This window comes from Rickettsia fournieri, assembly GCF_900243065.1.
GTDB classification, from domain to species: domain Bacteria; phylum Pseudomonadota; class Alphaproteobacteria; order Rickettsiales; family Rickettsiaceae; genus Rickettsia; species Rickettsia rickettsii.
Window position 1 is genome coordinate 291840 of the sequence record NZ_LT978483.1, and the last position, 13897, is coordinate 305736.

Genomic DNA, 13897 nt, shown 5'->3' on the forward strand with positions numbered 1-13897 from the left:
GACGTGGCAATCTCATGAAGTAGCATAGAACTCCTGAGATTGCTTCGTTGAAACTTACAGTTTCTCCTCGCAATGACTTATAGATTATTACTTCTTATCTTCTAAAGCATTAGCAAGTATATCTCCCATATTGGTAGTATTATCACTAGAACCATATTCTTTGAGAGCTTTTTGACGTTCTGCTATTTTATGAGCTTTTACCGATAATAAAATTCTACCGGTTGATTTCTCGATAGAAACAACTTTTGCTTCTATTTCTTTGTCTATTTGAAACATTTCAGGCTTCTGCTCGTCTTTTTCATCCGATAGTTCAGTTCTTTTAATAAAACCTGCTACTTTATTGTTTAATAATACTTCGAGTCCCTCATCTTTAACTTCTGTTATAAGGGCTTTAACTATTGTGCCTTTTTTATATTCATTACTGATTTCTTGATATGGATTCGGCGACAATTGTTTTATACCTAAACTAACTTGTTCTTTTTCAATATTAATGGCTAGAACTTTGCATTCTATTTCGTCACCTTTTTTGTATGATTTTAATAGATCCGTTCCTTTATCTTCCCAGCTAATATCACCTTCATGAATCATGCCGTCCATATTATTACCGAGTGCAACAAAAATACCGAAATCCGTAATATTTCTAATCGGTGCTTTAATTATAGTACCAACAGGATTATTTTCAGCGAACTTTGTTAAAGGATTTTCTTGGCATTGTTTAATACTTAAAGAAACACGATGCTTTTCAGTATCGACCTCTAAAACTACGAATTCTACTTCTTGCCCTATAGTTAGCGTTTTTCTAGGATTTTGATTAGATTTTAACCAACTAATTTCGCTTGAATGAACAAGTCCCTCAAGCCCGTCTTTTAATTCTATAAATACGCCGTAATCAGCAAAATTTGTAACTTTACCGGTCATTTGTTTACCGACGGGGAATTCTTCTTTAATTGCTTCCCATGGGTTAGAATCAAGTTGTTTTATACCGAGTGATATTCTTTTGGTTTTTTCATCAAACTTAATAACCATTACTTTAACCTTTTGGTTAAATTCTAACACTTCTGAAGGATGGTTAACTCTTCCCCAAGAAATATCGGTTAAATGTAATAAACCGTCAACACTTCCAAGATCGATAAACGCACCGTAATCAGTAATATTTTTTACGGTTCCTTCTAATACCATGCCTTCTTTAATTTTAGATAGCATCTCATCTCTAGCTTCAGAACGTGATTCTTCTAAAATAGCTCTTCTTGAAACTACTATATTACCAAGCTTTTTATCCATACTTAAAATTTTAAACGGTTGCTTGATATTCATTATAGAAGTAGGATCTTTAATAGGTCTAACGTCAACTTGGCTTCCTGGTAAGAATGCCACTACACCGGATAAATCCACGGTAAAGCCTCCTTTTACACGACCGAAAATCGTACCGTCGACAAATTCGCCCTTGGAACACATGATTTCTAGTTGTCCCCATAATTCTTCTTTAACTGCTTTTTCACGGCTCAATATTGTTCTGCCGTTACGTCCTTCAATTTTCTCGATGAAAACTTCAACTACGTCCCCAACTTCAGGTAAAGCTAAAAATTCAGACTTAGGTATTCTACCTTCATTTTTTAATCCAACGTCAACAATAATTATATCGTTTTTTATTTCGATTACTTGACCTTTAACTACCGTTTTTTCTTTTATATGACTTGTATCAACGGTTTCAAGCATTTTAGAGAAATCTTCTGCAAATTCATGATTCATTGCTGCAAGTTGTGGAACAAATCGTTGTTTTAGTTTTATTGACATATTCTTCTCGTAGTATTAGCTAAAGTGCCTAGGCTAATAAAATTTTTTTGAAAGGTTAATAAAATTGGATGCTCTTGCATGGCTAAAAAAAGCGTTCTATGTCATTCCCGCGTAGGCGGGAATCCAGAAAAAGCGAAACTATTTGAACTTTTAATATTAAAAATTCAGTGTGTTTTTACCTTTTAGTTACTGAATTCCCGCCTACGCGGGCATGACATACTAGCCATGCAATAACGCCATAAAATCGAATAAAATAACCTAGCACTTTTTCAAGTTATTTTATTCTTTATATAATTTGTTACTTCTTCTACGACTTCCATAGCCGAAAGCTTTGAAGTATCGATAATTAAAGCATCTGAAGCCGGTAATAACGGTGCAGCTTTTCGCTCTTTATCTCTTTTATCTCGCAAAATTATTTGCCGTAAAATCTCATCGAGTATACATGTTTTTCCTTTTGCTTGCAACTGCTTATATCGTCTTTCAGCCCTAATTTGAGGATTTGCGGTTATAAAAATCTTTAAATCGGCGTCAGGTGCAACAACGGTGCCTATATCCCTACCCTCCATAATCATTCTAGGTGTTGTTTTTACTAGATTAATCAGGTATTTGTTTAGATTACTTCTAATTTCACTTATTACGGCAATTTGCGATGCTATATTTCCTATATTCTCATTCTCTAAGTCAAAATTATTGTCGAGTTTTAATTCTTTAGATAAAGCAATTACCGCATCTATATCAGTGACATCTATTTTTTGACTAATACAGTCAAACGCAAGCTGCCTATAAACAATACTTGACTGAAAATATTTAAGAGAAAATTTCTTGGCCAGTATTAAACCTATAGTCCCTTTACCTGAAGCAGCAGGACCGTCAAGAGAAATAGTGAAATTTTGAGAAATATCAAAGGCTTTAGTTTTTAAATCCACCATAAAGTTATAGACTAAATAATAAAATATTATAAATAATGGAAATAAAGCTTGAAATCTAGTACATTAATGAATTTTTTAAAAAAACAAGGGTTAAAAACTACATATAGATTTAGTAGTACACCCTATGATGGGGTAATCAACAAATTAATTTTTTGATTTACAGCTTTAGCGTATTTTTGAAGGCTTAAGAAATTAGGAATATGATGTCCGCTTTCCATTCTTGCTATTTGAGCTTGAGAAGTAGACATTTTTTTAGCAACATCCGCCTGAGTCATATTAGATGCAAGACGAGCCTTTATTAAAGTGCTTGCTATCTCAAATTCCATTTTTCGTTCTTCATAAGCTTTTTTTACTTCGGGGTTTATAACTCTTTTTTAAATTCATCAAAGTTTTTCATTAAACCTTCCTTTAATCTTAAGTTTTAGCTATTGAAATAGCTGTTTTAGGAATTTTTTCTGTTTTTTTAATAAATGTATGCAATATAACTATTTTTTATCAATATATTAACATATAACTTGAACTAATCAATTGACACTTATCTTAATTGTAAATATTATAAGGTCCATAATTCGATAAAGCCAAAACTACATAAAGATTAAAAAAATTATAAGGGTGATTAGCTCAGTTGGTTAGAGCATTACGTTGACATCGTAAAGGTCAGGGGTTCAACTCCCCTATCGCCCACCAGCATAAAGTCAAGCTTTTCTTAATCTGCTAATTTTACCCCCCTACTCCATATGCTGCTTATATGCTCATCGCATTTTGAAAAATGGTGTTGTTATCTCCTTAATTGCCTCTTCTAAACTGATGTTTAAGTTGAGGTCTTATGCACACTATATGCTCATCACATTTCACTCCTGATTGTCTAACACATGATCACAATGATAATAATGCAATCATTTTCTACAATTTTGTCGGTAATTTTATCCCTCCTGAATGGAGTAATCTATCCTCTAGTAATGGCAAAATTTTAAGTAAAACCTCAAGACAACTCCTATCTCTTATAGTCTTCCGCTTGCAAATCTATTATAATAACAGTATCGATGAACTTCAAGAAACTTATCACTTCTTTGAAGAACATTTGGGAGTTTGTCAAGAACGTGTCAGACAGTGTCTAATTGAGTTAAAAAAGAGTGGCTTTATCGAATTTTATAAAGCAACAATAGTTAAATATGGCATTAAATGCCGTAATACTCCTTGTATTAAGCTAGCTAGAAATTTCCAACCTGTTTCTAGCAAAATACCACCTGAAAATGAAAAAAATTTTACATCAACTCCAAAAAACTTTGGGGTGAAACCCAAAGAAATTTTGGCTCAACCCCAAAAAAGTTTGGATGAGACAATATATATAGATAATAATAAAAATATATCTAATAAATCTAGATCTACCGAATCTACAATTTTTCAAAATGAAAAAAATATATTTAATCATAATCACCAAACTCAGTTACAAGAACAACAACTTGAAACAAATTTACAATTCAAAACAACAAGCTCAACCAATGATCAACAACAAGCTGGTAATACTAATTTCTCTAGTGCTAATATCACAACAGGTGCCACACGGATTAATACTGCACTACAAGCAGTTATTAATAAAATCTCTAAAAAATATGACTCTACACCATCAAATAGCAATAATGCAGCAATTAATGCCGTTAATTATAAAAGCTGGTTCAAAAGAAAAAAATTAACAGATTTCCATCCATTAACCCAAGAAGAGGCTGATTTATTACAGATAAAATCAAATCGAGAATTTAATCTTACTTTTATTAACAAGCTCTTATTGAAATTAGCCGAACAATACCCAGAACATCATTTTGGTCATAAAAAAGTGTTTTTAAATTACATGGCTAAAGCTTTAGCTCATGAACTGAGAGAAACTACTCAAGCTAATTGTGAGAAGTTTCAGTTTAAATCTAGCGACTTAAACAACGCTAAAGAGCAATACCTAGATAAGATAGAAAGTAGCCTTGATACTAGCTTGCAAGCTCAGCTAAAACGTAAAATTGTTGGTAGTTTTGATCCTGATTCAGCTTATGAATTACTAAGCTCCTGCTTATTTATTGGGGTAGTAGATAATAGGTATCAAATCAAATTGCTTAAAGATATTACGCTTGCAGAACATAGCAAAGATAAAATACTACAGCAAGTACAAACTATTTATGGAGCTCAAGTCAAACAGTTACAAATTATTCCGCCATTTGTTAATGCCGCAAGTAAAAAAGAAAATGATCCTAAACAAGCTGATCAAACTTATTTACTTGCATTAAGCAAACAATTAGATCCAACTTCAGTGTGGTACAAAGTTAGAAAATTCCTAATTGAACGCTATAGTAGATATGTTGATATCGGGACCTTTAGTAAGCTAACAGTAATAACGGAAGATACTCAAAATAAAAAAATAATTATCCAAGCAAAATCAAGTTTTTATGATTATTTTGTTCGTAACCGTTATATGAATGACTTAGCTGATGCTTTTCAAATGCAAGGATTTACTTTTGCATTACTAAAATTTAATGATAAGGATTGAAATAATGAATATGCCACAAAAAGATGAATTATTAAGTTGTTTTAATGTAGCACAATATTTTCTAATCTTAGTTAATCGAGAATTAGGTGATACAATAACACAACTAAAATTACAAAAGCTCATATATTTTTCCCAAGGCAGCCATCTAGCTTTATTTGACAAGCCACTTTTTAAAGAAGAGATTGAAGCTTGGCAGTATGGTCTTGTAGTGCCATGTCTGCGTGCAATATTTGGTAATTTTGCTGCTACTCCAATCCCGTCGCCCGGAGAAATAGATTTTAGTATTTATAACGCACAACAAAAAATATTAATTTATAATATATATTCTTTTTACGGTGAGCATACAGTTGCTTATTTACGTGATTTAATACGCCAACATGCCATTTGGCAACAAGCTATTATCTGTACTAACAGAATTATTACTAAAGAAGAAATGAGCAAATTTTTTAAAAATCAAATAAAAGATTATTTTCTGGTCCCGACAAAAGAAAATATTGTCCAAATAAAAAATGCTGAAGACAGGTGGTTGATGAATTATGATAATGGTATCCCTACTACAAATGATTTAAAAGAAATTATGCACCTAATAACTAAAGCAAGCAAAGAAATCTAATTTGATTCATGGTGACTTATATTTCATGATGACTTATATCTTACTTATGGTAGCTGATAATTTGTGATAATTACCTCATTAGACATTTTATTATGCTCCGGCATAGAATATTTAACTTTAATAATATTAACATTAAAATTCTTGTATAAATTCTTAATAAAAGGAGTATCACTATTGGAGATCATTATTTTAACGCCTTTATTATATAGCTCTTTGGCAAAATCTTTAAGTCTCGTTTGCTCACTTTCATCAAAGGGTAATCTAGTATAAAATTTCTCACCTGATTGATGATAAGGAGGATCAAAATAAACAAAATCATTCTTTTGAGGTTCAATAAAAGAAAAATCCAGCGCACAAATAGAAGTGCCTGCTAAAAGCTGACTACATTGTTTTAATCTAGCAGCAATATCAGATTTACTATAATTCCTACCGGAAAAACTTTGCGCTGCTTTTCCATCAATATTAATTCGGTAAATGCCTTTAAATGAATATCGATTAAGATAGATAAATCTGGCAGTAATTTTTGCTGGATCATTACTATCATTATTACTTCTCACTTGGTAGTAATGTTCTTTAGAATGTTGTTCTTTATGGAAGTCTAACAATTTACTAACCTGCTCCGGATTCTTCTTAACTGCGTTATAGGACGTGACTAAATCAAGATTAATATCAGATAAGAAACAATGGTTAAATTTATCTCTTACATGAAAGAATAAAGCACCACCGCCAAGGAATGGTTCATAGTAATTATTTAACCCAGAAGGGATAAATTTAGTTAATTGATCGGCGATTTTTCTTTTGCCACCAACCCATTGCAGAAATGGACCGGGCTTTTCTAAATTATTTACTGACACAAAGATCTTAAGCATTTAATGGATAGGTAAATTATAGCAAAAAATGCATTAATATGCCAGTAAAAACAAGGTTTCTTGCAGCTTTTAGGCTATTTTCTGATATAATAAATAATATATTTATTGATTTTTTAGAATTGTACTTAAAGACTTTGATATGTCTCATTTATGCAGCTGGTTGTCATATTGGATAAAAATCTGTCAAAAAAGCTCTAAAATCCTCTGTACTTCACAGAATTGTGGTGATATCTGTCCTTGTTAAGAGCGGCCGTGGTGCAACTCTAGTTCAGAGGTTAAGTTAAAAACACAACATTTTACCACTTTAACCTCTGAGCTGTTTTCTTAACCTTAACAGCAAGGAGATGCTATGATAATTAATAACACAAATCAACAAAAAGATAATAATCAAGTTAAAAATATGGGACAGCAAGCTTGGATATTGCAATTATCTCCTATATCTGTCACATTAATGCCATCTGAGCAAACATATAGTGTTACAGACACCCCTCAAACATTAGCGCAAGAGTTACAAAAGGTAAAGCACGAACTAAAAGAATCTAATATATTCAAGGTAGATTTAATTAAAAATATTAGTAATAAATTAGATATATCATGTAATGACATGCTCTCCAAGCTGCTGACATTGTACGGGGGAGAAACAGATCCTAACAAAAAGAACTCCTTATCTAACATTGTCATAGATTGTGCTAAGGGACTATTAGATTATTCTCACAATCTAGTGAATTTGCTGCACAAAGATAGCAAATTCGTGCCCATAGATCGACAAGCTTTTGATCTAGAGCAATTAGTAAATGACACTGTTAATAAAATTAAGCCGGAGGCTGAAGATAAAGGCTTAGATCTTTTTTGTAATTTTCAGTATAATATAGAAAAGATAATTATTGGAAATAGTTACTGGATATCGGCAATATTAGAACAATTAGTAGCTAATGCAGTTAAATTTACTGAAGACGGCAAAGTCATTGTCACAATCAATCTATTTCCTACTACTATAGAAGAAGATAATAAAGAGATGGTGCTACAATTTATTATCCATGATACGGGTATTGGTATGTCTGAAGAAATACAGCAATATATTAGAGGTCAGGATATTGAATTTGATGCTGCAACCGGGTATACAGGGTTAAAATTAGGGCTTGGCTTTGTTAAAAAACTTATTCACGAAATGCATGGAGATATTGAGGTAGCAAGTGAAGAAGGTAAGAGTACTACTGTTACATGCAATATACCAGTAACATTACCTATATATCACCAAAGCCCCATTGCAAACTTTACTTCTAATTGGGAAAAAGTCTAATAATCCCCAATGACTAAGGTTTTGTAATGCAAATTTACAAGACCTTATACTTGTAACTATAAAAATTGACCTAATGAGTAAGAACTGCTTGATTATTATTAGTTTAGTTAACTAAACTTAATATATAAGTAAAGAATGACAAAATATGGTTAAGAATCAAATCAATTATAAATATCACGAGTTTTTAAATTGTTATTACAGTAAAAGATTATTACATAAACTTTTGCTATTAAGTAAATATACGACAAATAAGATAGATTTTAATCAAGTTAGTAAGGCTATTTACTATGCCAAAAAATATCATGGTGAACAGAAGCGAAAAACTGGGGAATTATTTTATACTCATTCTTTAGAAGTAGCATATATGGTTGCTGATTACTCATGTAAAACTGATCTTATTGTTACTGCCATATTACATGATGCTATTGAGGATACAGAGTTGACTCAAGAAATGATAGCAGAAGCATTTAGTGATAAGATAGCTTCTTATGTTGAAGATTTAACCAGAATTAAAAAAGATTATAAGATTAGTGCTGTAGAAATGGTTAAGATATTATATCTGCAAAAGAAGGATGATTTATTATTAATTAAGCTGTTTGATAGATTACATAATATGCAGACGGTTAGAGCTAAGTCTCTTGACAAGATCTGGCAAACCACCTCTGAAACTTTACAGATATTTTTAGCTTTAGCTGTTTACTTAAAAATACCTGAGATTGCAGGGCGATTAGAAAAACACTGCCTAGGTGTAATTTGCAATTATGAAATTTTACAGAATAGCATAAAACAAGATGCGATGCATTATGTAACAACATAAACCAGCTGTTGCTAGTGAGGTAAGTTATCAATCTTAAGATGTGGTATTTACAGCTATTCTATGTTAAAGTTGCAATCAGCTGAGTTGGTCAAGAGCTAGAACCGTAACATTCAATATAAAAGTAAGATTATGACAGAGAGTAGAGAGATAAAAGAGCAAGCACAGGAGGAGGAAATACTAAGTAGCATTGATGTAGCTAAGTATTTTTTGATATTAGTGGATAGAGAAGCAGGTGATGTAATTACACAACTAAAACTACAAAAGCTAATGTATTTAGTCCAAGGCATTCATCTTGCTTTATATGATAAGCCACTATTTAAGGAAGAAATAGAAGCATGGGAGCATGGACCGGTAGTCAGGGAATTACATACTGAGTTTAGTGGATATGGTTCTTTGCCTATTTTTTTACCTTATGAGATTAATTGTGATCTTTACAGTTTAAAAATTAAGAAGTTAATCTATAAGGTATATTCTATATATGGGGAGCATAGTAGTTCATATTTATACAAATTAACGCATAGTCATATAATTTGGCAGGAAGCTATTAAGAGTGTTAATAAAGTAATCATCAAAGAAAAGATCAGGAGATTTTTTAAAGATTATGTTCATGGTATAAAGGAAAAGTTTTTCGATATATCACAAGAAGAATCAATAAAAATAGAGCAAGAGATTAATAATTATGAGAATAAATGTACAAATTATCTAAGAAGAACGCTAAATCACAGAATGATAGCTAACCTATCTAAAATAATGTTAGGTACTGATGATTTTTATAAGCTAATAGTAAAGGGAGATATATTTGTTGATAAAAGCCTAATGATCAAAGAATTATTAGAAGATTATAGTGAAGCAATACTGATAGCCAGACCAAGGAGGTGGGGCAAAAGTATTAATATGAGTATGATACAACGGTTTTTTGAAATAGAAGTAGATGGCCATGGTAACATTGTTCCGGAAGCACAAAGAGTAAATAAGAAATTATTTTTAGGTGGTAAGATTAATATAGGCTTTAATGAAGAGAAACAATTAAAACCTTTAAGGATAGCAAGTGTATCGTATGCAATGAAAAGGCAAGGTAATTTTCCAGTAATTTTTCTTAGCCTCAAAGATATAAAAGGTAGTAATTATCAAACTATAGAAGCTAAGGTAATGGAAAAAATTACCAATGTTTTTGAGTATCATCAATATTTAACTAATAGCAGTAAGATTAGTGATATAGATAAACAAAAGTTTCAAGACTATTTAACGAATAATATAACAATAGATAAACTACATAGTTCATTATTGTTTTTGAGCAAGCTACTGTTTAAGCATTTCAAGCAAAAAGTATACATATTGATTGATGAGTATGATACACCAATCAATAATGCATATGCAACTTTTAGGAATCAAGAGCAAGGTTTTAAAGATGTAGTTGAATTGTTTAGAGGTATATTAGGGGCATGTTTAAAAGGTAATGAGTATTTAGAGAAGGGAGTAATTACAGGAATATTGAGAATTGCTAAGGCTAATTTATTTTCTGATTTAAATAATCTTACTGAATATACAGTGCTTGATCAGAATTTTGCTAAATTTTATGGTTTTACTGAACAAGAAGTATCAGAATTACTTATTGGTACACCATCTCAGATTAATCAAAATAAAATAAAAGATTGGTATAATGGTTATAAGATTGGTGGAGAGTTAGTCTACAATCCATGGTCTATAATGCAATGTATATCTCGCAATGGTCAGTTAGATCGTTATTGGTTAGATAGTGGAGGAACAGATTTAATCGATAAAGTATTGAGATCTGATGATATACAGGAAGATTTACAAAAATTACTAGAAAATAAGAAAATAACTAAGCAGTTATATAAACAAATATCGTTTGAGGATATCGCTAATAACAAGAATGTATTTTTTAGTTTACTAGTATTTACAGGTTATTTAAATGCTGAACTTGATAATAATGATGAAGAATATCGTTTATTTATCCCAAATAAAGAAATAAGAAGCATATATGTTAATCGAATAAAAGATTGGGTAAGTAATAAATTAAAGATGCCGACAACTGATTATGATGGTTTTATAGGATTACTGACCTGTGGGGATGTAGATAAGTTTGTAGAGAGGTTAAAAGAATACTTTAGAGATTCAACATCTTGTCATGATTTATGTAAAGAGCGAGATTATCACAACTTGATGGGAGGTATATTTTCTCCTTTATCTCAGCAATATATTATAGAATCAAATATAGAATCAGGTTATGGTAGGTTTGATCACCTACTTATTGCAAGAAAAGATATAGGAGATAAAGCTTTTCTTATTGAATATAAAGTAAGTGAGAAAGAGGAAGAATTAGTAAAATTAGCACAAGTAGGATTACAGCAAATAAATAATAAAGCATATGATACTAGAATTAGGTCTCATCCTCATATAAAGAAGATCTTTAAAGTATCTTTCGCTTTTTGTAGTAGGAAAGCTGAGATAGAATACAGGGGTGAGATTTTGCAATAGTACGATTAACATGGAGTAAATGCTTAACTTTACCCATAAGTACGATATGGTCTGCTAGACTTGTAATATTCGTCATTAGCAATACAGCATTTATGCTGATGTAGTAAGTGTGTTAGAAACGGATAAAATTGATACAGTATTAAAGTAATATAGCTAAATTACTATATAACATAACTGTTTTACAGTGGTTTAGCTATAAATTGCTCAATTTCTTACTTTACACTGATTTCATGTAATATAGCCAAGGCGGGATAAAAAGGCTATAAAATATAATTATGACATACAGTATAGATTCCCGTCGAAAAGTAATTTCGATAAAAGAGCAAGAAGGATTGAGCTATAAGCAAACGGCTGAGCGATTCAGAATAGGAAAAACTACCTTAGTACGTTGAGAACAGAAGCTTGAGCCGGAGAGGAGTCGCAATAAACCTGCAACCAAAATAGATATAGAAGCACTTAAAGTAGATATAAAGAAATATCCTGATGGCTATCATTATGAAAGAGCTAAACGTCTAGGAGTAGGTATAAGAACAGTAGGAGATACATTAAAACGACTAAATGTAACCTATAAAAAAAAGCCTAGTACATCCGAAACGCAAGGAAGAAGAGAGACAGAGCTTCCAAAATAAAATATTTGAATATGAGAAGAAAGAAAAGCCAGTTGTATATATTGATGAAAGTGGGTTTGCAAATTCAATGCCAAGAACGCATGGATATGCATTAAAAGGAGAAAGATGTTATGGCATGCATGATTGGGCAGCAAAGGGTAGGACTAATGCAATAGGAGCTTTACTTGGAAAACAACTTCTGACGGTTAGTTTATTTGAGCATAATATCGATACACAAACTTTTACTAGTTGGGTGAAACAAGACTTGATTCCAAAATTACCGGAAGATAGCGTGCTTGTGCTGAATAATGCAACTTTCCATAAGAATAAGGATATGCAAGATTATATTCGAGATGCCGGTTTTACGCTTGAGTATTTACCTGCATATAGTCCTGATCTAAATCCTATTGAACATAAATGGGCTGAAATAAAATCCATTCGTAGAAAATATCAATGTGATATTGATCAGCTTTTGGAGTCTTTTGCAATGATTGTGTAAATTATTATTGAGCCTATATTAAGAAGTAATTAAAAATATAGGTAACAGCAATGCATGTAGAAAAGAATAAAAAAATAAATGAAGCAATAGATCTATTAATAGAAGGAGGGGCGGATTTAAAGGCAGTACTTAGTCAGAATGGATTAATTAAGGAATTAACTAAGGGTATTTTAGAAAGAGTCCTGCAAGCTGAGATGTCAGAGCATTTAGGTTACAGCAAGTATGATAGAGCTGGAACTGAGAATGCGAGGAATGGTAGTTTTAGTAAGAATCTGATCAGTGAGAATGGCTCTATAGAGCTAAATATTCCAAGAGACAGGCAAGGTAAGTTTGAGCCAATAATAGTTTCAAAGAAACAAACAAGAATAGATGGATTAGACCAAAAGATAATATCCTTATATGCAAAGGGCATGAGTTTGTCTGATATTAAAAGCCAATTGCAAGAATTATATGGAGCTGAGATCAGTGAGAGCTTAATCAGCAGGATTACAGATGAAGTAATAGATGAGGTAAGAATTTGGCAAAGTAGGCCTCTTGAGTCAGTATATCCTATAGTATATTTTGATTGTTTGGTAGTTAAAGTAAGACAAGATAAACTTATCATTAATAAATCAGTATATGTAGCTTTAGGTATAGATTTATTTGGGAAAAAAGATATTTTAGGATTATGGATCAGTGAGAATGAAGGAGCTAAGTTTTGGCTTGGTAATTTTACTGAAATGAAGAATCGAGGAGTAAAAGATATCTTAATTGCTTGTAGCGATAATCTAAGCGGAATGTCTGAAGCTATTTTAGCAGTATATCCAAAGACGGAACATCAGCTTTGTATAGTTCATCAAATTAGGAATAGTCTCAAGTATGTATCATATAAAGATAGAAAACAATTAGCAGCGGATTTGAAGCTAATTTATACTTCTACTACTGAAAAAGAAGCGGAATTAGCGTTAGAGAATTTTGATAAAAAATGGAGCAAGCGATATCCGCATATAGCTAAATCTTGGTATAATAATTGGGAGCATTTGATAATATTCTTGCAATATCCTGACAGGATTCGTAAGATAATTTACACTACAAATGCAATAGAATCATTGAATAGCCAGTTGAGAAAAGTTACAAAAAATAAACGTGTTTTTCCAAATGACGACTCAGTATTCAAAGTTTTATATCTGACAATTGATTATATTACCACAAAATGGTTCATGCCCATCCCAAATTGGAATGAAGCTATGGCTCATTTTATGGTAATATAATCTGTAGAAGTCAAGATTTGATCTTACAGACACTATAAATTTTGCACCTGATTGTCAGTTAAATTTTGACTGTCAGAGACGTATTCAAGATACAAGATTTCATTATTCTTTTCAACAGCTAATTTTTTACTATCCTTAAAAGTTTGCATAGGAGTTTTTCCATAACAATATTTTCCTGAATGTGGT

Annotated in this window: 12 protein-coding genes, 1 tRNA gene and 2 pseudogenes; 9 read left to right on the top strand and 6 right to left on the bottom strand. The window is 31.5% G+C overall.

Annotation, left to right across the window (positions count from 1 at the left end; translation table 11 throughout):
* Positions 1–87: 87 nt before the first annotated feature.
* From C4Q30_RS02730 to C4Q30_RS10665, 4 genes are all read right to left on the bottom strand, one after another.
* Positions 88–1794 (bottom strand): 30S ribosomal protein S1, encoded by a 1707-nt coding sequence (locus C4Q30_RS02730; RefSeq protein WP_103897121.1) that lies wholly within the window; start codon positions 1792–1794, stop codon positions 88–90.
* A gap of 269 nt (positions 1795–2063) precedes the next feature.
* Positions 2064–2723, bottom strand: coding sequence for a (d)CMP kinase (gene cmk / locus C4Q30_RS02735; RefSeq protein WP_103897122.1), 660 nt, complete (start codon positions 2721–2723; stop codon positions 2064–2066).
* Between the two features lie 122 nt (positions 2724–2845).
* Positions 2846–3049 (bottom strand): helix-turn-helix transcriptional regulator, encoded by a 204-nt coding sequence (locus C4Q30_RS02740; RefSeq protein ID WP_014014383.1) that lies wholly within the window; start codon positions 3047–3049, stop codon positions 2846–2848.
* Between the two features lie 88 nt (positions 3050–3137).
* Positions 3138–3212: a type II toxin-antitoxin system RelE/ParE family toxin gene (locus tag C4Q30_RS10665; RefSeq protein ID WP_109559329.1), complete on the bottom strand. Its 75-nt coding sequence runs from the start codon at positions 3210–3212 to the stop codon at positions 3138–3140.
* 121 nt (positions 3213–3333) lie between these two features.
* Here C4Q30_RS10665 and C4Q30_RS02745 point away from each other — a divergent pair.
* The 3 genes from C4Q30_RS02745 to C4Q30_RS02755 all read left to right on the top strand — a co-directional run bounded on the left by C4Q30_RS02745 (position 3334) and on the right by C4Q30_RS02755 (position 5869).
* A tRNA-Val gene (locus tag C4Q30_RS02745) sits at positions 3334–3410 on the top strand.
* Positions 3411–3549: 139 nt separating this feature from the next.
* A complete protein-coding gene (locus tag C4Q30_RS02750; RefSeq protein WP_103897123.1) occupies positions 3550–5256 on the top strand; it encodes a hypothetical protein in 1707 nt (568 codons plus the stop codon).
* Positions 5257–5266: 10 nt separating this feature from the next.
* Positions 5267–5869: a Panacea domain-containing protein gene (locus C4Q30_RS02755; protein ID WP_245207445.1), complete on the top strand. Its 603-nt coding sequence runs from the start codon at positions 5267–5269 to the stop codon at positions 5867–5869.
* Positions 5870–5913: 44 nt separating this feature from the next.
* Here the strand turns inward: C4Q30_RS02755 and C4Q30_RS02760 are convergent, their stop codons facing one another.
* Entirely contained in the window at positions 5914–6723 is an 810-nt protein-coding gene (locus C4Q30_RS02760) for a DNA adenine methylase (protein ID WP_103897152.1), read from the bottom strand.
* A gap of 364 nt (positions 6724–7087) precedes the next feature.
* Between C4Q30_RS02760 and C4Q30_RS02765 the strand changes: the two genes are divergently transcribed.
* The 6 genes and pseudogenes from C4Q30_RS02765 (at position 7088) to C4Q30_RS02790 (ending at position 13711) form a co-directional block, all read left to right on the top strand.
* Positions 7088–8038, top strand: coding sequence for a sensor histidine kinase (locus C4Q30_RS02765; RefSeq protein ID WP_103897124.1), 951 nt, complete (start codon positions 7088–7090; stop codon positions 8036–8038).
* A gap of 145 nt (positions 8039–8183) precedes the next feature.
* Positions 8184–8855 carry an HD domain-containing protein gene (locus tag C4Q30_RS02770; protein WP_103897125.1) on the top strand — a complete coding sequence of 224 codons (672 nt, stop codon included), beginning with the start codon at positions 8184–8186 and terminating at the stop codon, positions 8853–8855.
* 129 nt (positions 8856–8984) lie between these two features.
* On the top strand, positions 8985–11354 hold the full coding sequence (locus tag C4Q30_RS02775; RefSeq protein ID WP_103897126.1) for an AAA family ATPase: 2370 nt from the start codon (positions 8985–8987) through the stop codon (positions 11352–11354).
* A 431-nt stretch (positions 11355–11785) separates the two neighbouring features.
* Positions 11786–11983 (top strand): annotated as a pseudogene (locus tag C4Q30_RS10670) (IS630 transposase-related protein); the annotation flags it as partial.
* Positions 11922–12461: an IS630 family transposase gene (locus C4Q30_RS02785; RefSeq protein WP_209445197.1), complete on the top strand. Its 540-nt coding sequence runs from the start codon at positions 11922–11924 to the stop codon at positions 12459–12461. The pseudogene C4Q30_RS10670 and the gene C4Q30_RS02785, both read left to right, overlap by 62 nt.
* A gap of 50 nt (positions 12462–12511) precedes the next feature.
* Positions 12512–13711, top strand: coding sequence for an IS256 family transposase (locus C4Q30_RS02790; RefSeq protein WP_103897128.1), 1200 nt, complete (start codon positions 12512–12514; stop codon positions 13709–13711).
* A gap of 32 nt (positions 13712–13743) precedes the next feature.
* On the opposite strand, the pseudogene C4Q30_RS02795 reads toward C4Q30_RS02790, so the two are convergent.
* A pseudogene (locus tag C4Q30_RS02795) lies at positions 13744–13897 on the bottom strand (IS481 family transposase); the annotation flags it as partial.

What these genes read in the sequence shown, in the direction of transcription:
- C4Q30_RS02730 (WP_103897121.1), bottom strand. Translation starts at nt 1,794, where the DNA reads ATGTCAATAAAACTAAAACAACGATTTGTTCCACAACTTGCAGCAATG.
- cmk (WP_103897122.1), bottom strand. Translation starts at nt 2,723, where the DNA reads ATGGTGGATTTAAAAACTAAAGCCTTTGATATTTCTCAAAATTTCACT.
- C4Q30_RS02740 (WP_014014383.1), bottom strand. Translation starts at nt 3,049, where the DNA reads ATGGAATTTGAGATAGCAAGCACTTTAATAAAGGCTCGTCTTGCATCT.
- C4Q30_RS02750 (WP_103897123.1), top strand. Translation starts at nt 3,550, where the DNA reads ATGCACACTATATGCTCATCACATTTCACTCCTGATTGTCTAACACAT.
- C4Q30_RS02755 (WP_245207445.1), top strand. Translation starts at nt 5,267, where the DNA reads ATGCCACAAAAAGATGAATTATTAAGTTGTTTTAATGTAGCACAATAT.
- C4Q30_RS02765 (WP_103897124.1), top strand. Translation starts at nt 7,088, where the DNA reads ATGATAATTAATAACACAAATCAACAAAAAGATAATAATCAAGTTAAA.
- C4Q30_RS02770 (WP_103897125.1), top strand. Translation starts at nt 8,184, where the DNA reads ATGGTTAAGAATCAAATCAATTATAAATATCACGAGTTTTTAAATTGT.
- C4Q30_RS02775 (WP_103897126.1), top strand. Translation starts at nt 8,985, where the DNA reads ATGACAGAGAGTAGAGAGATAAAAGAGCAAGCACAGGAGGAGGAAATA.
- C4Q30_RS02790 (WP_103897128.1), top strand. Translation starts at nt 12,512, where the DNA reads ATGCATGTAGAAAAGAATAAAAAAATAAATGAAGCAATAGATCTATTA.